16 protein-coding genes and 1 tRNA gene are annotated in these 25,925 nt (G+C 50.4%); 9 read left to right on the top strand and 8 right to left on the bottom strand.

What is annotated here, in order from left to right:
- Positions 1-2: 2 nt before the first annotated feature.
- Positions 3-1,544 (bottom strand): glycine--tRNA ligase, encoded by a 1,542-nt coding sequence (locus E0E47_RS13255; protein WP_008625880.1) that lies wholly within the window; start codon positions 1,542-1,544, stop codon positions 3-5.
- Between the two features lie 99 nt (positions 1,545-1,643).
- Here E0E47_RS13255 and E0E47_RS13250 point away from each other — a divergent pair, with 99 nt between their 5' ends.
- From E0E47_RS13250 to E0E47_RS13235, 4 genes are all read left to right on the top strand, one after another.
- Positions 1,644-4,379: a DNA gyrase/topoisomerase IV subunit A gene (locus E0E47_RS13250; RefSeq protein ID WP_008625882.1), complete on the top strand. Its 2,736-nt coding sequence runs from the start codon at positions 1,644-1,646 to the stop codon at positions 4,377-4,379.
- 1 nt (position 4,380) lies between these two features.
- Positions 4,381-5,283 carry a DUF3316 domain-containing protein gene (locus tag E0E47_RS13245; RefSeq protein ID WP_008625885.1) on the top strand — a complete coding sequence of 301 codons (903 nt, stop codon included), beginning with the start codon at positions 4,381-4,383 and terminating at the stop codon, positions 5,281-5,283.
- 12 nt (positions 5,284-5,295) lie between these two features.
- The gene (locus E0E47_RS13240) at positions 5,296-6,312 is read left to right on the top strand and encodes a S41 family peptidase (RefSeq protein WP_008625886.1); all 1,017 of its coding nucleotides are present in this window, start codon (positions 5,296-5,298) and stop codon (positions 6,310-6,312) included.
- A 45-nt stretch (positions 6,313-6,357) separates the two neighbouring features.
- A tRNA-Leu gene (locus E0E47_RS13235) sits at positions 6,358-6,439 on the top strand.
- A gap of 132 nt (positions 6,440-6,571) precedes the next feature.
- On the opposite strand, the gene E0E47_RS13230 is transcribed toward E0E47_RS13235, so the two are convergent.
- From E0E47_RS13230 to E0E47_RS13215, 4 genes are all read right to left on the bottom strand, one after another.
- Positions 6,572-8,029, bottom strand: coding sequence for a PI-PLC domain-containing protein (locus tag E0E47_RS13230; protein ID WP_008625889.1), 1,458 nt, complete (start codon positions 8,027-8,029; stop codon positions 6,572-6,574).
- A 153-nt stretch (positions 8,030-8,182) separates the two neighbouring features.
- Positions 8,183-9,463, bottom strand: a complete 1,281-nt coding sequence (locus E0E47_RS13225) for a Y-family DNA polymerase (RefSeq protein ID WP_008625890.1) — start codon at positions 9,461-9,463, stop codon at positions 8,183-8,185.
- A complete protein-coding gene (locus tag E0E47_RS13220) occupies positions 9,460-9,906 on the bottom strand; it encodes a LexA family protein (protein WP_040602640.1) in 447 nt (148 codons plus the stop codon). The genes E0E47_RS13225 and E0E47_RS13220 overlap by 4 nt, the downstream gene beginning before the upstream one ends.
- An 877-nt stretch (positions 9,907-10,783) precedes the next feature.
- Positions 10,784-13,408: an exo-rhamnogalacturonan lyase family protein gene (locus E0E47_RS13215; RefSeq protein ID WP_008625894.1), complete on the bottom strand. Its 2,625-nt coding sequence runs from the start codon at positions 13,406-13,408 to the stop codon at positions 10,784-10,786.
- Between the two features lie 192 nt (positions 13,409-13,600).
- Here E0E47_RS13215 and E0E47_RS13210 point away from each other — a divergent pair, with 192 nt between their 5' ends.
- Positions 13,601-15,022: a glycoside hydrolase family 88/105 protein gene (locus E0E47_RS13210; protein WP_008625895.1), complete on the top strand. Its 1,422-nt coding sequence runs from the start codon at positions 13,601-13,603 to the stop codon at positions 15,020-15,022.
- 215 nt (positions 15,023-15,237) lie between these two features.
- Here E0E47_RS13210 and E0E47_RS13200 read toward each other — a convergent pair whose 3' ends face one another.
- From E0E47_RS13200 to E0E47_RS13190, 3 genes are all read right to left on the bottom strand, one after another.
- Positions 15,238-16,404: a hypothetical protein gene (locus tag E0E47_RS13200; protein ID WP_130893938.1), complete on the bottom strand. Its 1,167-nt coding sequence runs from the start codon at positions 16,402-16,404 to the stop codon at positions 15,238-15,240.
- Positions 16,405-16,456: 52 nt separating this feature from the next.
- The gene (locus tag E0E47_RS13195; protein WP_130893937.1) at positions 16,457-19,150 is read right to left on the bottom strand and encodes a TonB-dependent receptor; all 2,694 of its coding nucleotides are present in this window, start codon (positions 19,148-19,150) and stop codon (positions 16,457-16,459) included.
- Positions 19,151-19,312: 162 nt separating this feature from the next.
- Positions 19,313-20,776, bottom strand: coding sequence for a hypothetical protein (locus E0E47_RS13190; protein WP_130893936.1), 1,464 nt, complete (start codon positions 20,774-20,776; stop codon positions 19,313-19,315).
- Between the two features lie 90 nt (positions 20,777-20,866).
- On the opposite strand from E0E47_RS13190, the gene E0E47_RS13185 reads away from it, so the two are divergent.
- The 4 genes from E0E47_RS13185 to E0E47_RS13170 all read left to right on the top strand — a co-directional run bounded on the left by E0E47_RS13185 (position 20,867) and on the right by E0E47_RS13170 (position 25,925).
- The gene (locus tag E0E47_RS13185; protein WP_130893935.1) at positions 20,867-21,688 is read left to right on the top strand and encodes a DUF4595 domain-containing protein; all 822 of its coding nucleotides are present in this window, start codon (positions 20,867-20,869) and stop codon (positions 21,686-21,688) included.
- Positions 21,689-22,397: 709 nt separating this feature from the next.
- Positions 22,398-22,928, top strand: a complete 531-nt coding sequence (locus E0E47_RS13180) for an NUDIX domain-containing protein (protein WP_008627229.1) — start codon at positions 22,398-22,400, stop codon at positions 22,926-22,928.
- Between the two features lie 124 nt (positions 22,929-23,052).
- On the top strand, positions 23,053-25,401 hold the full coding sequence (gene topA, locus E0E47_RS13175; RefSeq protein WP_130893934.1) for a type I DNA topoisomerase: 2,349 nt from the start codon (positions 23,053-23,055) through the stop codon (positions 25,399-25,401).
- Complete coding sequence (locus tag E0E47_RS13170) at positions 25,398-25,925, top strand: shikimate kinase (RefSeq protein ID WP_008627225.1); 528 nt, start codon at positions 25,398-25,400, stop codon at positions 25,923-25,925. The genes topA and E0E47_RS13170 overlap by 4 nt, the downstream gene beginning before the upstream one ends.

Below are 25,925 nucleotides of genomic sequence, written 5' to 3'. Positions count from 1 at the left end.
GATTACATAATCTTTTTCAGCAACGAAGTGATGCTCACACGGTCTTCAATGATACCTTGCAAGTCGGCAATGTTCACTCGCTTCTGTTCCATCGTGTCGCGATGACGCAGGGTCACGGTATTGTCCTTCAGCGTATCGTAATCCACCGTCACGCAATACGGCGTACCAATGGCATCCTGTCGGCGGTAACGCTTGCCGATAGAATCCTTCTCATCGTATTTGCAGTTGAAATGGAAACGCAGGTTGCTGATGATTTCGTGCGCTTTCTCAGGCAGACCGTCTTTTTTTACCAACGGCATGACGGCCAGTTTTACCGGAGCCAATGCCTCCGGCAATTTGAGCACTACGCGAGTTTCCCCGTTTTCCAGTTTCTCTTCCTCGTAGCTGTGGCACATGATGGAAAGGAACATACGGTCCACACCGATAGAGGTCTCAATGACATACGGCGTATAGCTTTCGTTCGTTTCGGGGTCGAAATATTCTATCTTCTTGCCCGAATACTTGGCATGCTGGCTCAAATCAAAGTTCGTACGGCTGTGGATACCTTCCACTTCCTTGAAACCGAATGGCATGTGGAACTCGATGTCACTGGCCGCATTGGCATAGTGCGCCAGTTTCTCATGGTCGTGGAAACGGTAGTTTTCCGCCCCGAAACCTAATGCCTGATGCCAAGCCATACGGGTCTTTTTCCACGTTTCGAACCATTGAAGCTCCGTACCGGGCTTCACGAAGTACTGCATCTCCATTTGCTCGAACTCGCGCATACGGAATATGAACTGGCGAGCCACAATCTCGTTACGGAACGCCTTGCCGATTTGTGCGATACCGAAAGGCAGCTTCATGCGCCCCGTCTTCTGCACATTCAAGTAGTTCACGAAGATGCCTTGGGCGGTTTCCGGACGCAGGTAAATAGTGGAAGAACCTTCGGCCGTAGAACCGACCTCGGTCTTGAACATCAGATTGAACTGACGGACATCGGTCCAGTTGTGCGTGCCGCTGATGGGACACACAATACCCTCATCCAAGATAATCTGTTTCAGTTCATTCAGGTCGCCCGCATTCATCGCATCGCTGTAACGTTGGTGCAACGCATCGCGTTTCTGCTGATGTTCCAACACGCGGGGATTGGTTTCGCGGAACTTCTGCTCATCAAAGCTATCCCCGAACTTCTTGGCCGCCTTGGCTATTTCCTTGTTTATCTTTTCTTCGTACTTGGCAATCTGGTCTTCAATCAATACATCCGCACGATAACGCTTCTTGCTGTCGCGGTTGTCTATCAAAGGGTCGTTGAATGCGTCCACGTGCCCGCTGGCCTTCCACGTCGTAGGGTGCATGAAGATGGCGGCATCGATACCCACGATGTTCTCGTGCAGCAACACCATGCTCTGCCACCAATATTGCTTGATGTTATTTTTCAACTCCACACCGTTCTGACCGTAATCATACACGGCACCCAATCCGTCATAGATGTCGCTTGAGGGAAACACGAAACCGTATTCCTTACAATGTGACACTATTTTCTTGAATACATCTTCCTGAGCCATACTCTATTCGTAAAATATTGATAAATCTTTCGCAAAAGTACGCCTTTTTTTTCATTAAAATGTTATTTTTGCGTTAAAATAGATATATCATAAACAAATATGAGCGAAGACAAAGACGAGTTGACAGACCTGACTACGGAAACGCCTGAAGAGGACAACAATGCACACTCCAATTACCAACCGGAAACAAATCCCCATGACAGCATTACACACCACTTGAGCGGGATGTACCAGAATTGGTTTCTGGATTATGCCTCTTACGTGATTCTCGAACGGGCCGTGCCCCATATCAACGACGGTTTCAAACCGGTACAACGCCGCATCCTGCACTCCATGAAGCGTATGGACGACGGGCGCTACAACAAGGTGGCCAACATCGTGGGACATACCATGCAATTCCATCCGCACGGAGACGCTTCCATCGGGGATGCCTTGGTGCAGTTGGGACAGAAGGATTTGCTCATAGACTGCCAAGGGAACTGGGGAAACATCCTTACCGGTGACTCGGCGGCTGCTCCGCGTTATATCGAGGCCCGGCTTTCCAAATTCGCCCTCGACGTGGTGTTCAACCCCAAAACCACGGAATGGAAACTTTCATACGACGGACGGAACAAGGAACCGGTGACGCTTCCGGTCAAGTTCCCGCTGCTGTTGGCCCAAGGCGTGGAAGGCATTGCCGTGGGCTTGTCATCCAAAATCCTGCCGCATAACTTAAACGAGATATGCGATGCCGCCGTAAACTACCTGCATGGCGAACCGTTTCAACTTTACCCGGATTTCCTGACAGGAGGAAGTATCGATGTAAGCAAGTATAACGACGGCGGACGAGGGGGCGTAGTGAAAGTACGTGCCAAAATCACTAAGATAGACAACAAGACGCTGGCCATCCGTGAGATTCCATACGGAAAGACCACCACAACCCTGATTGACTCCATTCTGAAAGCCATCGAAAAAGGCAAAATCAAAGTACGCAAGGTAGAGGACAACACGGCTGCCGAAGTAGAAATCTTAGTGCACCTGACGCCGGGAGTAAGCTCGGACAAGGCATTGGATGCTCTCTATGCCTTTACCGACTGCGAAGTCAGTATCTCGCCCAACTGTTGCGTCATCGACGACAAGAAGCCTTGCTTCCTGACCGTCAGCGAAGTACTGAAACGTTCAGTGGACAACACGCTCGGACTGCTCCGCAAGGAATTGCTCATCCGAAAGGGAGAGCTTCAAGAGAGCCTGCATTTTGCCTCGCTCGAAAAGATATTCATCGAAGAGCGGATTTACAAAGACCGCAACTTCGAACAGGCCAAAGATATGGACGCGGCCTGCACACACATCGACGAACGGCTCACGCCCTTCTATCCGCAGATGATAAGGGAAGTGACCCAAGACGACATCCTCAAACTGATGGACATCAAAATGGCCCGGATCCTGAAATTCAATAAAGACAAGGCCAACGACGCCATCGCCCGGATGAAAGATGAGATCGCACGCATCGACCGCGACTTAGACAACATGGTGGAAGTCACCTGCAACTGGTTCCGTATGTTGAAAGCCAAATACGGCAACGAACATCCGCGTCATACCGAACTGCGCAATTTCGATACGATCGTAGCTACCAAGGTGGTGGAGGCCAACGAAAAACTGTATATCAACCGCGAAGAGGGCTTTATCGGCACATCGCTCAAAAAGGACGAATTCATTGCCAACTGTTCCGACATCGACGATGCCATTATTTTCTACCGCGACGGAACTTATAAAGTCATCCGTATCAGCGACAAGACGTTCGTGGGCGAAACGGAAAGAAGCAAGGCTGAAAAGAAAAAAGCCGAAATCATCCATGCCGCAGTTTTCAAACGCAACGACAAACGGACGATTTACAATGTCGCCTACCGGGACGGCAAGGACGGTTTCTATTACATCAAGCGTTTCAATGTAACTTCCATCACCCGCGACCGTGAATACGACCTGACACAAGGCAAACCCTTTTCACGCGTCGTCTACTTCACGGCCAATCCGAACGGAGAAGCGGAGGTCATTAAAATTACCCTGAAACCCGCCCTGAAACTCAAAAAGATATTTGTGGAAAAGGATTTCAGTACTGTGACTATCAAAGGCCGCCAAAGCATGGGTAACATTTTAAGCAAAAACGAGATACAGCGTATCGGCCTGAAATCCCACGGCGGTTCTACCTTGGGCGGACGCAAAGTATGGTTCGACCACGATGTCAACCGCCTGAATTACGACGAGCGGGGAGAATACCTGGGTGAGTTCCACAGCGAAGACCTGATTTTGGTCATCCTGAAAAGCGGAGAGTTCTACACGACCAATTTCGACGTAAACAACCATTATGAACCGGGCATACTCCGTATCGAAAAATTCTCACCGGACAAGATATGGTGTGCCGTTCTCTACGATGCCGACCAACAAGGTTATCCTTACGTCAAGCGTTTTGCGTTCGAACCGAGTACCAAGCCCCAAAGTTTCATGGGAGAAAACAAGGACAGCCGCTTCGTCTTGCTCACGGACGAAACCTATCCAAGGTTGCAAATCACGTTCGGCGGGCACGACAGCTTCCGCGACCCGCAGGAAATTGATGCGGAAAGTTTCATCGGCATAAAGAGTTTCAAAGCGAAAGGCAAACGGCTCACCACGTTCGATACGGCAACCATTACCGAACTGGAACCCATACGCCGGCCGGAACCGGAAACCGAAGAAGCCGTGGCGGAAGAAACGGAAGAAAAAGACACAGAAAAGGAGAATCTGGATCCGGATGCCGGTAAAAGCCAAAGCGACATCATAGATGAGCTTACCGGGCAAATGAAACTTTTTGAAGACGAATAATATGTCTCACTTCTTACCGGCCTATACAACCGTTTCGTCCCGAATGTCCCGCTCCGTCAGAGAGCGGGCACTCATTTTCTTATTAGCCATAGGGACATTTCTTGGTATCAGGCCATGCCAAGCCCAAGATGCCGCCCCCCTTCCGGAAAACCGCTATACGACACACGCCACACTCTTCGGTGCGGGACGCACAAGCCTATACGAGACTTACCTGTCTCCCTCCACTTATACCGGGCCTCACCTGAGCATTCTGCATGAGACCTTACGTAAAACCCACTGGTTAGACGGACGCATCACGACACAAAGCATCCTCGACGGATTTTTTTGTTATACCTCCAACCGGGCCGGAAACTCCGACGAACTGGGGGGCAAGATAAATTATTCCATCGGTTGGCATTACAACTGGGTCGTGGGCAGACGGTTGCGGCTGATGGCCGGAGGAGAAGTCCATGCCGGACTGGGAGCGATTTACAACAACCGTAATTCCAACAATCCGGTACAGGCCAAGGCTGACATCGACATAGACGCATCCCTGATGGCCGTCTACCCGTTCCATATCCGCAAAGTACCCTTCACCGCCCGCTACCAAACCAGCCTGCCGCTCATCGGAGCCATGTTCTCCCCACGCTACGGACAGTCTTACTATGAGATGTCATTAGGCAACTATGACCACAACGTATGTTTTACTTATCCGGGCAATGCGCCGTCCATGCGCCATTTCCTGACATTGGACTTTCCCATTGCAGGATTTACGTTCCGGGCCGGCTATTTGTGCGACATCCGCCAAAGCCGTGTAAACGGACTGCGCAGCCATATCTGGAACCATAGTTTCATGATAGGCTACGTGAAACATTTCAGCTTCGTCAAACGTAAAGAGCCGCAACACCGCCCGTTTATCCTGTAACCCACCATCGGTATGAAACATTACATCTTTTTTATATTCTGCGCCATTCTCGCCCTGCTTTTCTGCCCGAGTTGCATTCGTGAAGAAGAGCCGGACAACACGCCAGTCAATAATTTCGAGACACTTTGGCGCATTATCGACACCCAATACTGCTTCCACGACTACAAGGTGCAGGAAGGATGCCTGCCGTGGAACGAGGTATATGCCAAATACCGTCCGCACGTACATGACGGAATGACTTCAGCCCAACTATTCGAAGTCTTATGCGACATGCTGTCCGAACTTCGCGACGGCCACGTCAACCTTTATTCTGCTGCCGACGTAGGCCGTTACTGGAGCTGGCATGAGAATTACCCGAGTAATTTCAACGACAGTGTCCACCAAATTTATTTGGGGACGGATTACCGCATCGCCGCCGGCATGTATTACAAGATTCTCGACGACAACATCGGTTATATATATTATGGAAGCTTCAGTTCCGGCATCGGTGAAGGCAATCTGGATGAAGCCATGTATTATCTGCGCTTGTGCAACGGACTGATTGTGGACGTACGCAACAATTCCGGCGGCACGCTGACCTACGCCGAACGATTGGCCGAACGGTTCACCAACGAAAAACGACTGGTAGGCTACATCGCCCATAAAACCGGAACGGGACACAATGATTTTTCGTCCCCCGAAACCGAATACATCGAACCGTCGAAAGGCATACGTTGGCAAAAGAAAGCCGTCGTGCTGACCAACCGTTCGTGTTATAGTGCCACCAATACGTTCGTACGCGATATGAAAGAATGCCCCTTGGTCACCATTATGGGCGACCGCACAGGTGGCGGTTCCGGCCTCCCCTTTTCGTCCGAACTCCCCAACGGATGGTCTGTCCGCTTCTCCGCCTGCCCGATGTACGATGCCGGAATGAACCAAATCGAATTCGGTATCGAACCGGACACTTGCGTATCGCTCACACAAGAAGACCTGGCACGCAACAAAGACACAATGATAGAAGCCGCACGAGAATTTCTGAAACGATAATTTGGCCAAGCCGATAAATCTTTCTATCTTTGCAGCCGTCTTACCGCGCCTGTGGTGAAATTGGTAGACACGCCAGACTTAGGATCTGGTGCTTTGCGGCATGTAGGTTCGAGTCCTATCAGGCGCACAGAAAAAGAATCCTGAACACTTATTGATGGGGTGCTCAGGATTTCTTTTTTTATGGACATCAAAAGCCTCCTTCCGGCTTGGCTTTCGCAATCCCAATCCAACTTGTCTGTACCCAATACCAGAAGCGGCCTTATTGACAAACAACCTTCCGTACCTTGCCCTCAGGGAACTTCACAATGTTAACCGTACCACGACGAAGAGCATCCAAACGTTCTCCGGTGAGCGAGAATATCTGACAATCGTTTCCTATATGTTCAACCTGCACTGCATGAATATCCGACTCCTCATCAAACTTAGCTTGGGCTTCTTCGGCATCCTTCTCGATTTGCCTTATAATTTTATAGGTTCCGGTATAATCCACCGTATAACTTTCCGTGAACAGCCATCCGGCGTACAAACTGTCAATCTCATATTTTTGTTGGTCGATAACCTCTTTTGCCGCAGCCAGTTCATCCTCAAAGTCTGCGGCAACATCTGCACATTCGGTCGCAATAGCTTCCCGAACCTCTTGTAACTTCGTATAAAGTTTATCTATCCTATCTAATGCCCTATCGTACACAGTCCTATTTCTCCGTTCCAACCACTTATAATTGTTGGCAATCAAGGTATCCACCAACTCGCGCCCACGCGTCAGGTACTTTCCATCCACCTCGTTAGGGCTCCGGTCCACACAATAATCCATCAGGATAACCCCCGTAGGTCCCGCTTCATGCGTCTGCAAATACTCTATAATAGCCGCATTCGTGTAGGTCGCATTCTCGCGATAACCATTAGCTGTAGATAGCGACCCGGGATAAGCCGATGCAAAGTTAAATACCCACACCACGTCCGACTCGTCTTTTGTCACATGTTTCGTACTATGTTCCAACATTTCGGTTACCGCGCTTACCTTCTTGGCCACACCTCCTTCACTATCTTTCGTATTGGCATAATCCTGCACCCACAAAGGAGATTTATAATCCAATGCCGCGCTCTCCCCTATAATACTACACGAAGACTGTGCATTCCAATCCAACCAACCGCACCAACTTTGGAAAAAACCGCCTGTTATCGGTTTGACGGCATATTGGTCACGGCTCAACAGCAAGATTTTCCCCCGCATGTCCCCTACCGTCAAATTCCGCCGGAACGGCACAAAATAATCCTTCAAATCCTCACGCGACAACAATTCGCGCAACATGGTTTCATACGTGGCTTTATCGTTATCGTAATTGGAAGCATACAAACAATGGATTATCGCAAATTCGGAAGGATGAGCTTTCAACGAATCCCGCAGCAAATACAAAGCGGCATCAAAACGAAGTTTCGTCTCAGAAATACCATGGTTGATATTCAGATAGTCATCTTTCACCTTCGGGCGGAAATCGAAAGCGCGGATACCGATGGACCACTGTGTGGCCACATCTATGTCTTGGCACTGGGAAAAGGTTGCCAAAGTAACCCCGTTCCCCGTAGCTGCATCATGCGTTCCGGGAATAGAAACTTGGGATACAAAAAGATTGTCCGGCAGACGTTTCATCCAATCTCCAGCTTTCACATGGGCACTCATGCAAAGCATCAGTAATAAAGTAAAGTAAACGTTTCTCATGATTCTCAAAAATTAAAAGGTTCCTAAAAATTGTTTTTCTTTCTATTACAAAGGAAGCAAATGTTTCCAATATCAGAATGACAATCAGGAGAAAAAAAACGGATCAAGGGTTCATTTTAGCATAAAATAACATAAAGAGGTAAACTGAAGCTCTCACACTTTCACTACCAAGACCTCATCCAGATTCGTCGTATAACGTCGCGAAGCGTATTGCCTCTCCGAAGCATATTCCTGTTCAGCCCCCAATGCAGCCACTTTCACCACGTTATGCCCGTTCTTACGGTTTATCTCATCCACGGCACGTATCAATGCCCCACGCTTTCCACGATCCATCTTATCAAACAAATCCGTTTGAACCGCTTCACGCGGTGACAAATCCCAAACGATAACTCCGGATTTCTTATAGTCGAAGCCCCCGTCATGCGCATGCAACCGCAACGCTTCCAAAGCCGCATGCACGATTTCGGCCGTATCCTGTGTCGGTACGGGCATACGTACCTGTTGTTGAATCATATTGCCGGGAACATCTGTCCGGAAACGGCTAGTATAGGCAAACACCGTGACTTGTCCGCAACAAGTACCTTGTTCGCGCAACTTACGGGCACACTCCGAAGCAAAATAAGCCACGGCCTCTTCCAAGACATGCCATTCAGACAATCCATGCCCGGGAAAACTGCGGCTCATGCAAATACTTTTTTTATAAGGCAAGTCATCCAAAGCAATACAGCTCTCGCCCTGCAATTCGCGCCACGTACGGACTCCGGCCACTGAAAATTCATGGCGTACCCATCCTTCGGAACGGCACACGAAATCCCACGCCGTACGGACGCCATGGTATTCCAGAACCTTTTGCATGCGACGGCCTATGCCCCACACGTCGCCGACCGCAAACCGCCTCAAGGCCTTCTCGCGCTTCTCTTCCGTATCTATTAAACATACCCCCTCGTATGCCGGATAACGTTTGGCATATTTGCTAGCCATCTTGGCCAATGTCTTGGTCCCGGCTACACCCAACGAGACTGGTATCCCCACGCCCTTTCCAATCTTGCGCACAATATCCCGGCCATACCCGCGCAGAAACTCCGCATCCCCCATTCCCGTCAAATCAAGTACGGCCTCATCCACACTATAAATATCCAACCGGGGCGTATAAGCCGAAAGCAAAGACATCACCCGCCGGCTCATGTCGCCATAAAGCGAAAAGTTACTGGAAAACACCGCCACCCCATGCCGCGCCACCACGTCGCGCACCTTGAAAAACGGCTCCCCCATCCGGATGCCCAAAGCCTTGCTCTCGTTGCTCCGCGCAATGACACATCCGTCGTTGTTGGAAAGCACCACTACTGGCTTGTCCCGCAAGTCCGGACGGAACACCCGTTCGCACGATACAAAGAAATTGTTGCAGTCCACCAACCCGAACACCCCATCTTTCATCCTTTATGCAGTTTTTTAATGACGTAAGTCACCACGCCCCAAACCCTGAAATCATTTTCTCCCGTAATCTTTATCGGTTGGAACTCTTCGTTGGCGGGGACAAGCCAAGCACAACAGTTTGCCGCATCGAGCCGGAACTGTTTGAGGGTGAACTCCCCGTCGATACAAGCCACCACATAGTCTCCCGTCCGAGCCTCGAGCGACTTGTCCACCACTACCAAATCCCCGTCCTCGATGCCGGCACCGGCCATGGAATGACCAGACACCCGGGCATAGAACGTCGTCTCACGATGCCGCACCAACTCTTTATTCAAATCAATACCGCCCGACATGTAATCCTGCGCCGGGGAGGGAAATCCGGCTCTTACCCCCTCCTCGGAATAAGGAAGAACCTGCGGTACCGACAAGTCGACCGGGCTTATGCTTAGTTTCATCTCATCCATACGGCAAAGATACGATATTTTACCCATTACGGATGCTGCGACACCACGCTTTTCCTTTGTCATCCGTCATTCCTTACCAAGAAAAAACAATCGCACGGCAACCTCACAAGAAGTTACCGTGCGACCCTTATCCTTTCGGGAAAAGACTATCGGAGCATCCTCATTTCAATACCTTCTTGCCGCCCACGACATACACGCCGGGACGCAAACCATCCAAAGCCCTGGAAACAGGCACTCCTGCCTTCATCCTCATACCGGAAAGCAACAGAAGATTTTCAAGTCAAAAACGCATAGTTTACATTTTTTGGACCAAATGCACAGCCCAAACATCGGACTGACAATCTGTCAAAACCTCCCTCACGAGAATCGCCCATTGGCAGGTTCCTCCGGCACGAACCGAAAATAAACGATTCTCGCGAAACGGGATACTGACAAAAGGGAAGGACACAAAGGCGTTGGGAAACAAAACGGAACGGAAAGAAGGACTTTGTACGCCCGGATCAAACGTGGCGTAAGCCCCAACCGGAAACCGCTGACTTTTTGCCGGATGTTTTCGTACATGAGAATTCACCAGATATCTCCAAGAAACGGAATAAAACCCGATTGCACAGGCATTTTTCGCCCTCTCCAATACCGTCACGAGGACTACTTCAAAAAGTTCTGCGGAGAAACATTTTCCGTTTGCAGCCAAATGAAAAATCATTCGCCTGCAAACGATTTGCATATATGCAGGTTTACGTTGCATAAGACCTGCATAACTAAATATTTATGCAGTCCGGATACTTTTTTGAATCGTATTACACCGTATTTTATCTTCCTCGGGAACTCCAAAAACTAACAAAATGTTACTTATACATACACGTCACGCGGATATCAACTATTCGGGAATGACTTCCTGCATGTAAATGGCTGCCAAGCTCCATGTGGCCGCATCGTTGGTACATACCACGGGATTCTCGTCCACCGGTGCTGGGACCTCGGGCACCTCCACACGGCGCACCGTGAAAGGTTTGTCATTGTGCCACACGTGCCACAGCTCATCCCAAGCTTCGGCTGCCAGTTCCCGGCTTCCCGTCTGGGCGGCGGCATAGGCCGTAAGGCGCGTCACGGGAAAAGGATTGTGCGTAATCGTGCGCGCCTTCTCCTTGTATTCCCGGGCAAAGGTGAGCCACGTGCGGTTCCATTCCGGCAAGTCTATCATTTCCATCAGCTCGTTCATCACTTGGAAACCGCCCATGATGGTGGTCAAATGTTCGGTGCGCTGCAAACCGGGGTCTCCCTCGTAGCTCAACACGCCCGTGGCAGGGTCGAAACCCAACACGCCCGGCCCTGTGAAGATGCCGTGGGGCAAGGCCGAGATGCTCTTCATGCCTGCGATGATTTTGTCGCGGTAAGCCGTGTTGCCCGTCCGTTCCCATTCCGTCATCCAGTTTCCGGCGTAGGCCAACCAATCGGGCCCGACACGCAAACGTGCCGGAGCCGTACAGGGATACTTCTCACGCGGAAGAGCCAACCTCATCGGATCGATGTCGTAAAGCTTTTGTTCGGCATCGCGCACTTCGGTCATCAGGTCACCGCTGCGCTCATCCGTGGTCAGATAATAATAGAAACGGTTCCACGCCGCTTGGCTGATGCGTGCCTCCTTCGCTCCACACCCCCAGTGGCTCACGTTGTGGCGCGAACCTAACCCGGCCATCGGGCCAAGATGGTACACGTCGCATTCTGTCGTATGACGACTCATGGCCACGGCCATCCGCCAAAGGTCGGCACGGCCTGTCCGCAGGAAACTGTACCACAACCACATGTTAGAGGCCAGTTCCGTGTTATCCCACGCATATCCTCCCACGTCATACCTCCACGTATGGCGCACGGAATCGTAGGTGTGCATAAAGTCACCGTAGTTCCAGAAACCGTACCAACGATGTTGATCGACAGCCTTCACATAATAGTCCAAATAGTCTTCCAGACGGTCCTCCACCCGTGCCCGCTTCGGGTTGCTCCGGTCGGGCAGGCTCCACACCCCAAAGGCATGCTTGGCGTGGAGGTATTCCGGTGTGCACAACAAGGGGGCGTCTTCGGCCAACATGGATGCCGTCCGGGCTACCGTCTCCTTTCCCCCATAAGCCACAGACGGAACGAGAGTCAGCGTATGGGTACGCGCCACACCGTAGGGCGTGCTCATCCCTTCCTGCACGTCCTCATAACTGGCCTCCAAATCGTGCGCCACATCGTCGTAATGCCGCAAGTCCATCGGCCCTGCGTCGGGACTCCACATCCATACGGTCAGGCTGGCATTCCGGGCAGCGGCACTGTCCACCTGCAAAGCCGTGGGATAGGATTGCCAAAAATCTTTCAGAGCCACGCCCAATCCGCCGCTTACGTCTCCGGCAAACACATAACCCGGCGCACGGGTTCCCGAGAAAGTCCCAATCCACGGACGGTCGGCATGCGTACGTTTACGGATAGAAAAAGCGTCGGCCGTCGTCTGGCTCAACCGGAAACCGTCCCACACCGCCCAACGGTCGAGAAGATGACGGTTCTTGGCATCGAACTTCTCATAGGCCGGTATGCGTCCGCCACGCATCTGCCTCGCCTGCCAATCCTTTTTCCCATCCAACGACAACACGCGACGGCCCACCAAAGGCTGCACCGGTTCCGCCCATACCCCACCATCGGCCGTGGCGAAAGCTATGTGACGATTGTAAACGGCCTCGCGCATGGGAACCTCGAAACGGATGCCCAGACTACGGATGAAATCGTGATCCATGTCACCATCGAACACAAAAGTATGTACCATCTTGACTTGTTCGCTCCCGGCATAAAAATAAAAGCGTACGGTGAACGGAAGCCATTTCCGCCCCGTGACATCGTTCGCATAGCGGCCTTCCGCCCGCACCAATACCCGGACATCCCCGGCACGTTCCACCGTGACGCGTTCCACTTGCCCGCGATAGCCGGTGAAATGCAATACCGCCTCTCCTTCTGCCGACGGACGGTCCTGCGTGGAGCACAGCAAGGCGGCTTGTCCGCCTACCGTCTTCCCTCCGTAGCGGAGGCTGTCAAGCAGGCAACCACCCAGTTTGGGAATATAAGCCTCAACCTTTCCGGTGGACACCCGGAAGAAAGAGGGTGTCTCGTCCACCCGCACCTTTGCCCCGGAACGGTTCTCTTTTTTGGGTTTCTTCAAGATGGTTTCAAAACGGATGTCTTCCGCTTCTTCCGGTATCACGGCGGCCACTCCGGCCCATTTGACCGAACCGTCCGGCCAGTAAGCCAACGGCCAACAGTCCGACGGGATGTCCGTCCCGTCCCCGTATTTCAACACCACACGGCCATCGGCCTCCAGTTCCCCCTTCAGGAACGGAATGCCCAAACTGACCGGACGGTCAGACGAAGGCCGCGTACCGACCCAACGCAAATCGCCCGAAACCTTGTTTTTACCATAAAGTCCCATGGAAAGCATGGACAATCCCATACACAAAATTGAAATCAGGTTTTTCATGATGCTACAATTATCTACATGCAAAATTCAACATAACTTCCGTAATTTCCAATTTTATCGGAAAATAAATTTTAAAAAACCGCAGGATTATCCTCTTACGTTACGGATTTATTCCTAATTTTGCATTTGGATTACCTGTATTTTTGCGACAATCCGACACAGATTATTAACCTGATTTTATAAACGAGACGCATGAAAACCATCTGCAAAGCCTGCTTCCTTGCCGTAGGCATCCTATCCCTCGGTCACTCCGTCACTGCACAGGAAACTGAAATCAACGACATGACCACTCCGTTGCACTTGCTCCAACCGGAATACAAAGTACCCTATGGCAACCTGACCGTCGAACAAGTCAAGAAAGACATCGACCGGGTGTTCGCCTACATTGAGCAGCATACCCCTGTACGCGTATTGGATACCGACGGAAAAGAAGTGACCGACTACCGACACATCCCCCACGGCTCCACGCTCGACCGAGGCACATTCCGCATCGGAAGTTATGAATGGGGCGTGACTTACCAGGCACTGCTGGATGCTTCCGAAGTGACAGGAGATGCCCGGTACAAAGATTACGTCGTCCGCCGTCTCAGATTCTTGGCCGAAGTCGCTCCGGGATTCCGCAAGCTTTACGAACAGTACAAAGATACCGACGCACAGATGGAACAAATCCTGCACCCGAAAGCATTGGACGATGCCGGAGCCATGTGTTGCGCCATGATGAAGGCGTGTATCGCCGACCCGTCCTTGCCGCTGTCCGACCTGATAGAAAATTATTTCGCTTTCATCGAACACGGACAATACCGCCTGCCCGACGGCACATTCGCACGCCACCGCCCGCAACACAACACCATCTGGTTGGACGACATGTTCATGGGAGTCCCTTCTTTGGCCTATCGTGGCATTTATAAAAAAGAGGAATCCACAAAATATTTCAACGAGGCGGCCAAGGTCAGCCGTCAGTTCATCGACCGCATGTTTGTACCGGAAAAGGGGCTTTACCGCCACGGTTACGTAGAAGGACTGGCACAACAGCCCACTTTCCATTGGGCACGTGCCAACGGATGGGCCATACTGACCAACTGCGAACTGCTCGACGCCCTGCCCGAAGACCATCCCGACCGCCCGTTCCTGCTCGAACAACTGCGCCGCCACATCAAGGGATTGGCGGCCTACCAAAGTTCGGAAGGTTTCTGGCACCAGCTTGTGGACCGCAGCGATTCCTACTTAGAAACTTCGGCCACGGCCATTTATGTATATTGCATCGCCCACGCCATCAACAAAGGATGGATAGAAGGCATCACTTACGGCCCGGTGGCGCAGCTCGGATGGCATGCCGTCAGTACGCAAATCAAGGAGGGCGGGCAAGTGGACGGTACTTGCGTGGGTACAGGAATGGGATTCGATCCTGCGTTCTACTACTACCGTCCGGCCAACTATCAGGCCGCCCACGGTTACGGTCCCGTCATCTGGGCCGGTGCGGAAATGATACGCCTGCTCGGTCATTGGCATCCACGCACGAACGACAGCGGCTTACATTATTATAAAGTGAAACAAACCAACCCTTCTCCGCTCTTCTACCTCACCGAAGACGGGCAAGGAGAAGCCGTAGAATAAACAGTTACTACATCACCGTATGTGCCCGGCGTGAAAAAGACGGTTTCGAGGACAGCAAAGCATGGTTCGATTACTTGCGTCTGTGGAAAACCGAATTGGACAGCCCGTGCACCGCCAGCGTCCGATAAACAAGAGGCATACGGAAAGACCGAAACAATCCCCCGGTTGCACCACTGTGCATCCCGAGGGATTGTCTTTTAAAATAAAGGTATTGCTTATTGAACAGCCGTCACCCAAGCGTCATTCAACCAAGCGAAAGACAAATCACCGGCCACATCGTCCCACGTCGTGGCTATCCGGGCATTTTCAGCATTGCCTTGTCCTGTCAGGAAATTGGCCGAAAGATATTTTCCACCCGTCACGTCGTTCTTCAACACACCTGCAATCTGTACATTTTTCAACACGGAAGTACCGTTGGCCAAAGCATCGTCGGTCTGCGTCGTTTCAATAGTGAGCGGATTAGGCTTGCCCGCTACCTTCGCGCCGTCGATATTAGCCCGTGTACCGGCACGCAAACGGATGCCGCGCTTGTTCTCGCTGCTGCCGTTGCCCACCAAATAAAGGTTGCGCAAAGTGGGGTGAGCCACCGGAGTTGCGTCGAAATTGTCGCCGTTGTTGTCGGCTTCAATCAAACAGTCGCAAGAAGCATCGGTCTGGTAAGCCACAAGGTTGGTAGCCGTGCCGCTCCAACCTTCTGTCCAGTCGAAACTATCGTCCGTGCAATCCACTACTACGCAATGGTCTACATTCACCGTACCGCCAAAGAACTCCAAACCGTCATCGGCACCTACGTAAGTCTGCACGTATGAAACTTGCGTACCCGCACCCACACCGTAGAAAGAGATGCCGTTGGACTCGTGTTCGTCATCCAGGGCAAAACCCGTATATTCCAAACGTACATACTTCAATACACCGGAATTATCATTGGCATCATTGCCGCCATAAGCGGCATTACCGATTTCAGAAAAGCCCGAACCCGCATTGGTGGGAGCATAACCGCAGATGTGCAAACCGCCCCAACCACCAGCAGTCTTATTTTCGGCCGTCATCACGATAGGATTTTCCACTGTGCCCACTGCATTGATTTTGGCTCCTTGCTCGATCAGGATGTAAATAGGATCTTCGCTGTCGGCTGCCGTTATCTTCACACCTTCTTCGATGGTAAGCACGGCGGGTGCCTTTACCTGCAACTGACTGGTCAGCTTGTACTCCGTATTGGCCGTGAGGGTCATGTTTTCCGTCACGATGCCGCCTAAGTTTTCAACACTCGGAGCGGGAGGCGGCGTAGTTCCATCCTCGTCGTCGTTACAAGCCGTAAATACAGCCATAGAAGCACACAGAGCCATAGCCCACGTGGAAACTTTCATGAAATTTGTTTTCATCTTTCTCTCTTTTTAAAGTTTTGAATTGAATTAATTTATGCTTTTACTACTTTTATAATGTATACGTCACTCCGAAGCTCAACCCCACACCTTCGTTAAAGCGCTCCACTTCCACCTCGGTATTCTTACTCGGTATCTCCTGACGGAACACCACATCGGTATTCAAAAGATTCTTGGCCGAGAACTTCACGCTCCAATGAGCGTTGAACTTCATATTGGCATTGAAATCCAATGTATGGAGAGCAAGCTGCTTCACATCACCGATACCCTGTATACCCACTGCCTGTATGCGCTCGCCTTGCAAGTTGTAGAGCAAGGCCACGGTGAGTTGGCTTTCTTTTCCGAACTTAGGCGAATAGGTGAGGTCGGCATTCATCAGGTAGGGCGACGCACCTTGCAGCGGACGTTCGGCATTGGTGTAAACCCCACCTTCCGGAAGGTTTACGTTGGTGTACATGTAAGACGCGTTGATTCCCGCTTTCAAGTCTTTCACTATTTCCTTGCGTGCTTCCACTTCAATCCCTGCTGCCAAACCGTCGGACGCGTTCTGGAAAGAATGCATCATGGCTCCGCCGGACGTAGTCTGCGTACGCTCGATAGGACTGTCCAAATACTTGTAGTAGGCCGTGACAGCCACCATGTCGGTGGATGACGGACGAAAGAACTCATAACGCAAGTCTATGTTGTAGTTGTAACCGTTGTCCAGATTCTCATTACCACGTACTTGGGTGCCGCCATAAGACTCCTGATAAAGGAAAGGGGCCATCTCGACAAACGAAGGCCGTGTCACCGTACGCGAAGCCGCCAGACGCAAGCTGTTTTTCTTGTCGAACGTGTACTTAAGATTCAAGGCCGGGAAAAACTCATCGGTGTTCAGGTCGCGCCGCATCTCCATGCCGCCGTCGTTATAGTATTTCACCCACTGACGCGTGCTTTCCATACGTACGCCCAAGTTCACCAACAAGGCCTTCACCGGATAATAGTCGGCCTCGATGAAACCGGCCCAGATGCGGCTACCGGCCGAGTACTCATTGCGTTTCTGATGGCTGCGGTTGACGGTAATGCTACCATTCTGCACGTTCCCAAAGTTCAAGTAACCGTCGGTATGATAGATGTCGGTCACATTAAGAGATTCCATCTCTTTCAAGTTATAATAGAAGCTCGTGCAGGTAAAAGCCCTCGTCTTGTCACGCAAGGCCGCACCGAACCTCAACTTGTTTTCATCGGAAAAACGGTACTGAGCCTGTACGTCACCTACCCATTCGTCCTCGTCCAACTTGCCGAAATAGCGCATGGTTTCCTGGGCATTGAGCTTGAACAAATCCCAAGTACCGTCGGACATCTGCCGGAACATCACCTGACGACGGTCAGGTTCCTCACTGGAAGTCTTGCTATACGAACCGCTCCAATCCGTATCCCACATTCCAAATACGTGGTGTCCGGCCAACTGGTAGTTCTGCAATTCATACACATGGCTGTTTTGGTTACTGCCTTTCAAGCGGATACCTTCCTCGTCATGCCCTTGACGCGCCATATAGCTGTCCACCGCATTACGGGCATAAAAGGCCGAAAAGCCCACACGGTCTGCCTTGCGGAACGAATAGCCCACACTGGCCAAACCGGCCATCTTGAGCGTTTGGGTAAAAGAATCGTAATCAAAACGGCTCATCTCCGTACCTGACGCCTCGAAAGTACGGACATAAGCATTATCCAGACTTTCGTTGTCGGTATCAATACCGAAAGTAGCCAACACATCCATCTTGTTGCCCCCCAACCGGAAAGTGCGGCCGAAACCGAAACTACCGTTCAAGTCGGGGATAGCAAAAGACTTGTTCACCTCGAACGTGGTGGGGAAGATATTATGATTGCGACTGTACTGCCGGTAATCGGAAAGCGGCAAATCCATGGCCTTCCGGTCCATAGAAGGAGTCTTGAACATCGTATTCGCCCTATCCATCTGATAGAAGTCGCCAAAGACCGTCCCCACCTTACCACCGGTACCGAAGGATATGTTGAAAAAATCCTTCGTGCCTCCTTCTTTGGTACTGATGTCCACATGGGCACCGGAATAGTCGGCAAACGCACTGGCCTCGTACACCTTGCTCACCGTGATGTTCTGCACGGCGGAGGAAGGAAAGATATCCAACGGTATCAGCTTGTTATCCGGGTTGGGTGAAGCGATGGGAAGTCCATTGAGCGTGGTGGAACTGTAGCGGTCACCCAAACCGCGCACAATCAACTGGCCGGCTTCGGCGATGGAGATACCTGTAAGTTTTTTCACTCCTTCTTGTACGTTGGAAATACCTTTGATAGACATTTCGCTTGCGCCAAGGTTTTCAATGGAAAGCACCGCGTTCTGGCGTTCAGCCAGCAAGGCGCGCTCCAACTCCAAGTTTTTGCGCGCGGTAACGGTCACTTCGTTCAGTTGTTTGTCATCAGTAGACATCTCGACCTTCACGGCCACATCGCCTTTGGCCGGAACTTGCAACGTCAGTTTCTGGGGGAAAAAAGAAACATAGGAAACCTCCAAGGTATAGGTTCCCTTCTTCAATCCACGCAAATGAAAATTTCCATTGATGTCAGCCGTAGTGCCGATGTGCGTACCGGCGATACGCACGGAAGCACCCATCAGCGGTTCGTTCAATTCTTTGTCGACGACCACGCCCTTGATGTCGCCTGCCTGGGCTACCGCCACGACAGCGGTCATCAACGCTACAGCCAAATTACGCTTTTTCGATAAACTCATTCTTATGCCTCTTTTTGTTCGCTGCAAAAGTAGGCACGTCACATTTCAAAAAGCTTACAAAAGGATGAATCTTCCGAGACAGCACTTCATCGTAACAGGTTCTTAATGTACGTGAAAAAACTTCGTATCCGATTCTTCCAAACTATTTCAAAAAAACAAGTTTCACCACTCCATCAAGCCTCCGATGCCCCTGCGGGTCAGTGTGATCCGAAACCTACGATAACCAGTCTTGCCCTGATAACGGTAGCGCATGATGAAATGGACATAATAAACCTTCTCGGCCGCCTGCGTGTGAAACTCACCTTTCCCTTCATTCATATACACCGGTACATGAGGACTGTCCATCCGCCGCAAGAAATCCCGCAGATTGACACGAATGATGTCATTGAACCCTTGCAACGGGTAATGACTCAAATGCTTCAACTGCTTATCCAATATGGAAATACGGCGACGGTACACGATAACCGTCTCCCGCAAGGCACAATGGCCGGCCTCCAACTCCGACACACGGCCACGCTGCGCACGCACTTCGAGCGGCAATTTTTCTTCATTCACAAAATCACACCCTTCCTTTCCCCACCCCACCGGCTCGCCGTGCATCACCAGTTTGATTTTATAGTCGTAGAACTTACTGCCCAACTTGTTGGCGAACCAATAATGCATCAGGTCCTTGATGCGGTCTTTGAACATATAACTCACCACCAATGCAATGAAAAGCGGCATGGTGAAATTTCCGTAAGTCTGCTGGAAGGAAAAAGAAACGACCGTGGCAAAAACCATGCTCAGCCCGGCCGCCAACATGAAAAACACTTGCTGAAGGACGAAAGTATTGCTTTTCTTGTCTGCCAATATATACAAATCGCTCTCGATGTACTTCTTCAGTTGCCCGGCCCTGTGCAGGAAATTACGGTTATTATCACTGTTGCCTTCCTCCGGCAACAGAAATCCCCGCTCCCGCTGGTAAGCCAAATCCCCATCTATATAGGTTGCTGCAGCCGCCACCACACGGGTATAATCCTTCGGAAAATGCTCGCGTGCATATTCCATGATACGGAACAGATGCATGTTGACCATACGGCACAGATACTCCTCTCCCAAATCGTAACGCGACCGCAACTCGAAAGCCACACGGTCAAGACCGGCCTTACGGGGTATCTCCCGATAAGCAGCCATAATGCGTGCCAACAAAAGCACAATGCCGTCCAGGCGAACCTTGAAGGCATTCACTTTCGTTTCGCGGTAAAGCCCGATGGCTGCCGTACGCAAAGCACTACGAGTGATACTGCCGAACATCTTTATCTGGTGTTCATACGTTTTTTCATGCTCTTCCGAAGGTTCCTCCGCCAATTCTCGGCAACACATCTGCAGCCGCGACAATGGCAGGGCTTCTTCGTCGGCCACTTCCTCCAAAGTATAGACCGGCGTAATCAGGCGCACCAAAGCCCGGAAGTCCCGGTAGAAATTACTTTTGGGATACGTTTTGGCGTTGATATAAAGGGAGTCCGGAATGAAGATCCACGTATCCATCATGAAGTCGCTCACCGCAGCCGAAGGACTGTAGCGCGAATACCCCACCTTGAACTCCAGGGTATAACGGTCGTGTATCTTTCCTTGAATATCCAACATAATGTTATGGACAAATCTACGAAAAAAACATCAGAATGCCACACTAAAAAAACTGATTATTCGTTGTAAAGACATAATTAAAATGATATTATGAACAAGGTATTCAGCACGGTAGTTTTGACAGTTCTGTTATTTGCCAACTGCTCGCCCAACGAGGCATACACTCCGGACACAGAACTCGGACTTCCCCAAAAAGAGAAACCGAAGCGGTTAAGCAAAATGTGGAGTAACAATCCACACAATCCGTTTTTTGAAACATTCGATTACGATTCCATCGGCCGAGTTATCCATTTCACTGCCCAAATAAGATACTCAACGACTTCCGACACCATAGAATTCTTTTACCGTTACGAACCGGAAAATAACCGCATCATAGCTACCGGTGAATACTACCGGTACGAAGACTTGGACATTGCTCCCCAATTATCGCACATTACCATCGTAGACACTTTGTACCTGAACCCACAAATGAATATAGAATATGCCGTACGGAATGACTGCGTGAACGGAACAAGAAAGCGAAGATGGACATATTACTTTGAATACGACGACAACGGGCAACTCATTACTTCCGTTTTAGGACGGTTTAGGCCAAAAACCACCTGCCAATGGGAAAACGGAAACATAACGCGTATGGATGGTACAATCTACACATATACACATTTGACAAACAACCTGCCAAGTTCCATCCTTCCCGGAGTCAATTCGGATTGGTCACCCCTATCCCAATACGGATGGTTCGGCAAACATCCGCAGAATTTGCCTTATAAAATGGAATCGGAAGGCAACCCTGATACAAAATTCGTCTATAATTACCGAATGGAAAACGGACTCATCTCATTCAGTACATGTACACATTCCAACCATGGACATTTCGTTGAAGAAGACACCACATATTATGAATGGAAATAGGGCTGCCAGCACCGGCCCGCCCCACACGACCTTTGACGGACAGGCAACCGCACGAGCCGGAGTAGACCGGCACATTTCTTATTTGACAATATGACAACATTTTTACCTCCCTCATGGACAATATGAAAGAAAAGAGAGTGTTTCATGAACGGTCGAGTAGCCGTTAAGCATTCAAAACAGGAGCAAATGAAGAGATTTCCAGATACATATTTTTAGGATTGGGGCTATATTTTTGCATTCATTAAGCAAAAAGGCATTTTGTTTGGCTGAGAGAAATTTTTCGTTCGGCTGAGAAAACGTTTTTTTTCTCAGCAAGACGGGATACCGTTATCCATATGTCGGCGGAAAACGCGCCTGAAAACGGAAAAACAAACTGCTGAAAACACCTCTTTTTCCGCTATTTGGAGAGAAAAGAAGCACAAAAATGCAATGTCATTTTGCAAGGCGGAGCACCCTGCGGGCTTACACACCCCTCATCCAAGAGCGTAGGACACCATGGTCCGGCTGACTTTTTGGAAGCAAAAAATCCTTTGGAAATGACACTTCGGTTTCTCACAATGGTGCGAGAATCGCGTATTTGCAACGAAATTCCGGTTGGAATGCGAATAAACGAACCACTCAAAACCAGAATTGACGTTTTGACAAACCGGATTTATTCCGTAGCTTTGCAATCCAAGAGAAAATAAACTTAAAAAAACAGACTGTCATCATGATGCACGAACATCCTTTCGCACAATTCCACTTCTGCCCGAAGTGCGGCTCACCGCGCTTCGTGGAGCATAACGAAAAATCGAAACAATGCGAAGACTGCGGCTTCGTTTACTATTTCAACCCAAGTGCAGCTACAGTAGCGGTCATCCTGAACGAACGGCAGGAACTGCTGACATGCCGGAGAGGAAAGGAACCGGCCAAAGGCACGCTCGACCTGCCCGGCGGATTCTCAGACTGTTTCGAGAGCAGCGAGGAGGGAGTAGCACGGGAAGTCAAAGAAGAAACCGGACTGGAAGTAACCCACACGGAATTTCTGTTTTCCCTGCCCAACACTTACCTGTATTCCGGATTTCTGGTACACACCGTAGATTGTTTCTTCCACTGTACGGTGGCAGACAGCAGCCTGGCCCATGCCATGGACGATGCAGCCGAACTGTTGTGGATTCCCATGAAAGAATTGCGCCCGGAAGACTTCGGTCTGGCATCCGTGAGAAAAGGCATCGAAAAGCTGTTGGCACAATGCCCTTAATCCCCTCTCCCAAAGGGAGACTTGGCGCATGCTATTCCATTTATTCAAAAAAATTGTTATATATAAGGTGTAATCTATCTTTTTTTTCTACTTTTGCTGCCGAAATTTTATAAAGGTACAGACCATGCAGAAAAATTTGGTGATCGTGGAGTCTCCTGCCAAAGCCAAAACCATCGAAAAGTTTTTGGGAGCAGACTACAAAGTATTATCCAGTTACGGGCACATCCGTGACTTAAAGAAAAAAGAGTTCAGCATTGACACGACGAACTTCGCACCGCAATATGAGATACCTTCCGAAAAGACCAAACTGGTGAACGAACTGAAAGCGGAAGCCAAAAATGCCGGAACCGTCTGGTTGGCTTCCGATGAGGACCGTGAAGGAGAGGCTATCTCATGGCATTTGTATGAAGTGCTCGGCCTGAAACCGGAACAAACCAAACGTATCGTGTTCCACGAAATCACCAAACCTGCCATCCTGCAAGCCATCGAACACCCGAGGGACATCGACCTCAATCTGGTAAACGCCCAACAGGCACGGCGGGTACTCGACCGTATCGTGGGCTTCAAACTCTCTCCGGTACTTTGGAAGAAAGTAAAGCCCGCGCTCTCGGCCGGACGCGTGCAAAGCGTGGCCGTACGCCTGATTGTGGAACGCGAACGGGAAATCCAACAGTTCAGAAGCGAAGAAAGTTATCGCGTAGTAGCCCTTTTCACGCTTGCCAATAGCAAGGAAGGCACGGAAATCAAGGCCGAACTGAACCAACGCTTCAAAAACAAGGAGGAAGCCACCCGTTTCCTGGAAAACTGCAAAGACGCGGCCTTTACCATCCGCGACATCGCTACCCGGCCGCAAAAGCGTACACCGGCGGCTCCGTTCACCACTTCCACGCTACAACAGGAAGCGGCTCACAAGCTCGGTTTTACCGTGGCACAAACCATGATGATAGCCCAACGCTTGTATGAATCTGGGCGCATCACCTACATGCGTACGGACTCTGTCAATTTGTCTTCGCTGTGCATCAATGCCAGCACGGCCGTCATCAAGGATTTGATGGGCGAACGTTACGTCAAGAGCCGCCAATTCCATACCAAAACGAAGGGGGCGCAGGAAGCCCATGAAGCCATCCGCCCCACCTATATGGACCAGACGGAAATAGAGGGCACGCCACAGGAACGCCGTTTGTACGATTTGATATGGAAACGTACGGTCGCTTCCCAAATGGCCGATGCAGAAATAGAAAAGACCACCGCTACCATTCAGATAAGCGGGCAAGACGCTGCTTTCGTTGCCACAGGAGAAGTCATCAAATTCGACGGATTCCTGAAGGTATACCGGGAAAGTTTCGACGAAGATCCCGAAAATGAAACGGCTGAAGGCAACCTGCTACCCCCGATGGAGACCGGGCAGCAACTGGAACGGAAAGAGATACAAGCCCTGCAACGGTTCACCCAACCCCCTCCACGCTACAACGAAGCAAGCTTGGTTAAAAAACTGGAAGAATTGGGCATCGGACGTCCTTCCACTTACGCGCCGACCATCAGCACCATACAGCAACGCGAATACGTGGCCAAAGGGGACAAGGAAGGAGAAGAAAAGGAACTGGTCATTCTTACGTTGAAAGGAAACTGCATCAGCCAACAAGCCAAACAAACCGTCATCGGAGCAGAAAGGGGCAAACTGGTCCCAACAGACGTGGGGACGGTGGTCAACGACTTCCTTTTGCAATATTTCCCCGAAATCATGGATTACAACTTCACGGCCGAGGTGGAAAAGAAGTTTGATGACATCGCAGAAGGAAAAACGGAATGGACGCAAATGATGAAAGACTTCTACGGCGACTTCGAACCGGAGGTGGAAAAAACCCTCAATGCCAAATCCGAGCATAAAGTGGGCGAACGTTTGTTGGGCACAGACCCGCAAAGCGGAAAGCCTGTGTTTGTCAAAATCGGACGTTTCGGCCCGGTGGTGCAAATCGGAACGGCAGAGGACGAGGAGAAACCGAGGTTCGCCCAGATGAAGAACGAGCAAAGCTTGGAAACCATTACCTTGGAAGAAGCCCTCGAACTGTTCAAACTTCCTCGCGACCTCGGCACTTTCGAAGGCACGACCGTATCCATCGGTACAGGACGTTTCGGACCTTACGTCTTGCATAACAAGAAATATGTATCGCTTCCCAAAGGCAACGACCCGATGAGTGTCACCCTCCAAGAGGCCATCAAACTCATCCTTGAAAAACGGAAGGCCGAAGTGGAACGGCATTTGAGAAAATTCGAAGAAGAACCGGAATTGGAAGTTCTCAACGGGCGCTACGGCCCTTATATCGCCTATAAAGGCAATAATTACCGCTTGCCGAAGACCTTGGCAGAACGGGCCAAAGAGCTGACTCTTGAGGAGTGCATGGCCGTGGTCAAGGAACAAGACGAGAAACCTAAAACAACGGCACGTAAAAGAACTTATAGCAAGAAAAAATGACACGTATCATCTTAATCGGTTACATGGGAGCCGGAAAGACGACCGTAGGAAAGGCATTGTCACAAAGCCTGGCTCTCCCGTTTTATGATTTAGACTGGTATATCGAAGAACGCTACCGCCGGACCATCCCCCAAATATTCGCGGAAAACGGAGAAAACGGATTCCGCGAGATTGAACAGAAAGTCCTGCACGAGGTAGCTGAGTTCGAGAATGTCATCATCTCCTGCGGCGGAGGAACGCCCTGCTTTTTCGACAATATGGAATACATGAACCGGCAGGCCCAGACGGTATACTTGAAAGCCTCTCCCGACGTGTTGTTCCAACATCTGAAAATGGGAAAAGTGGAACGCCCCCTGCTGAAAGACAAAACGGAGGATGAAATGAAGCAATATATCCGGGATTCCCTCGCGGTACGCGAACCCTTTTATAGCCGGGCACAATATACATTAGATGTCAATTTATTAGAGAACTACGATAAAATAAAGGACTCCGTCCGTTTGCTTCGTGAACTATTAAACCTATAA

Source organism: Paraprevotella xylaniphila YIT 11841, assembly GCF_900683745.1.
GTDB lineage: Bacteria > Bacteroidota > Bacteroidia > Bacteroidales > Bacteroidaceae > Paraprevotella > Paraprevotella xylaniphila.
This window is presented reverse-complemented; position numbering and strand designations above follow the sequence as displayed.

Coding starts and splice junctions, on each gene's coding strand:
- E0E47_RS13255 (WP_008625880.1), bottom strand. CDS start 1,544: ATGGCTCAGGAAGATGTATTCAAGAAAATAGTGTCACATTGTAAGGAA.
- E0E47_RS13250 (WP_008625882.1), top strand. CDS start 1,644: ATGAGCGAAGACAAAGACGAGTTGACAGACCTGACTACGGAAACGCCT.
- E0E47_RS13245 (WP_008625885.1), top strand. CDS start 4,381: ATGTCTCACTTCTTACCGGCCTATACAACCGTTTCGTCCCGAATGTCC.
- E0E47_RS13240 (WP_008625886.1), top strand. CDS start 5,296: ATGAAACATTACATCTTTTTTATATTCTGCGCCATTCTCGCCCTGCTT.
- E0E47_RS13230 (WP_008625889.1), bottom strand. CDS start 8,029: ATGAGAAACGTTTACTTTACTTTATTACTGATGCTTTGCATGAGTGCC.
- E0E47_RS13225 (WP_008625890.1), bottom strand. CDS start 9,463: ATGAAAGATGGGGTGTTCGGGTTGGTGGACTGCAACAATTTCTTTGTA.
- E0E47_RS13220 (WP_040602640.1), bottom strand. CDS start 9,906: ATGGATGAGATGAAACTAAGCATAAGCCCGGTCGACTTGTCGGTACCG.
- E0E47_RS13215 (WP_008625894.1), bottom strand. CDS start 13,408: ATGAAAAACCTGATTTCAATTTTGTGTATGGGATTGTCCATGCTTTCC.
- E0E47_RS13210 (WP_008625895.1), top strand. CDS start 13,601: ATGAAAACCATCTGCAAAGCCTGCTTCCTTGCCGTAGGCATCCTATCC.
- E0E47_RS13200 (WP_130893938.1), bottom strand. CDS start 16,404: ATGAAAACAAATTTCATGAAAGTTTCCACGTGGGCTATGGCTCTGTGT.
- E0E47_RS13195 (WP_130893937.1), bottom strand. CDS start 19,150: ATGAGTTTATCGAAAAAGCGTAATTTGGCTGTAGCGTTGATGACCGCT.
- E0E47_RS13190 (WP_130893936.1), bottom strand. CDS start 20,776: ATGTTGGATATTCAAGGAAAGATACACGACCGTTATACCCTGGAGTTC.
- E0E47_RS13185 (WP_130893935.1), top strand. CDS start 20,867: ATGAACAAGGTATTCAGCACGGTAGTTTTGACAGTTCTGTTATTTGCC.
- E0E47_RS13180 (WP_008627229.1), top strand. CDS start 22,398: ATGATGCACGAACATCCTTTCGCACAATTCCACTTCTGCCCGAAGTGC.
- topA (WP_130893934.1), top strand. CDS start 23,053: ATGCAGAAAAATTTGGTGATCGTGGAGTCTCCTGCCAAAGCCAAAACC.
- E0E47_RS13170 (WP_008627225.1), top strand. CDS start 25,398: ATGACACGTATCATCTTAATCGGTTACATGGGAGCCGGAAAGACGACC.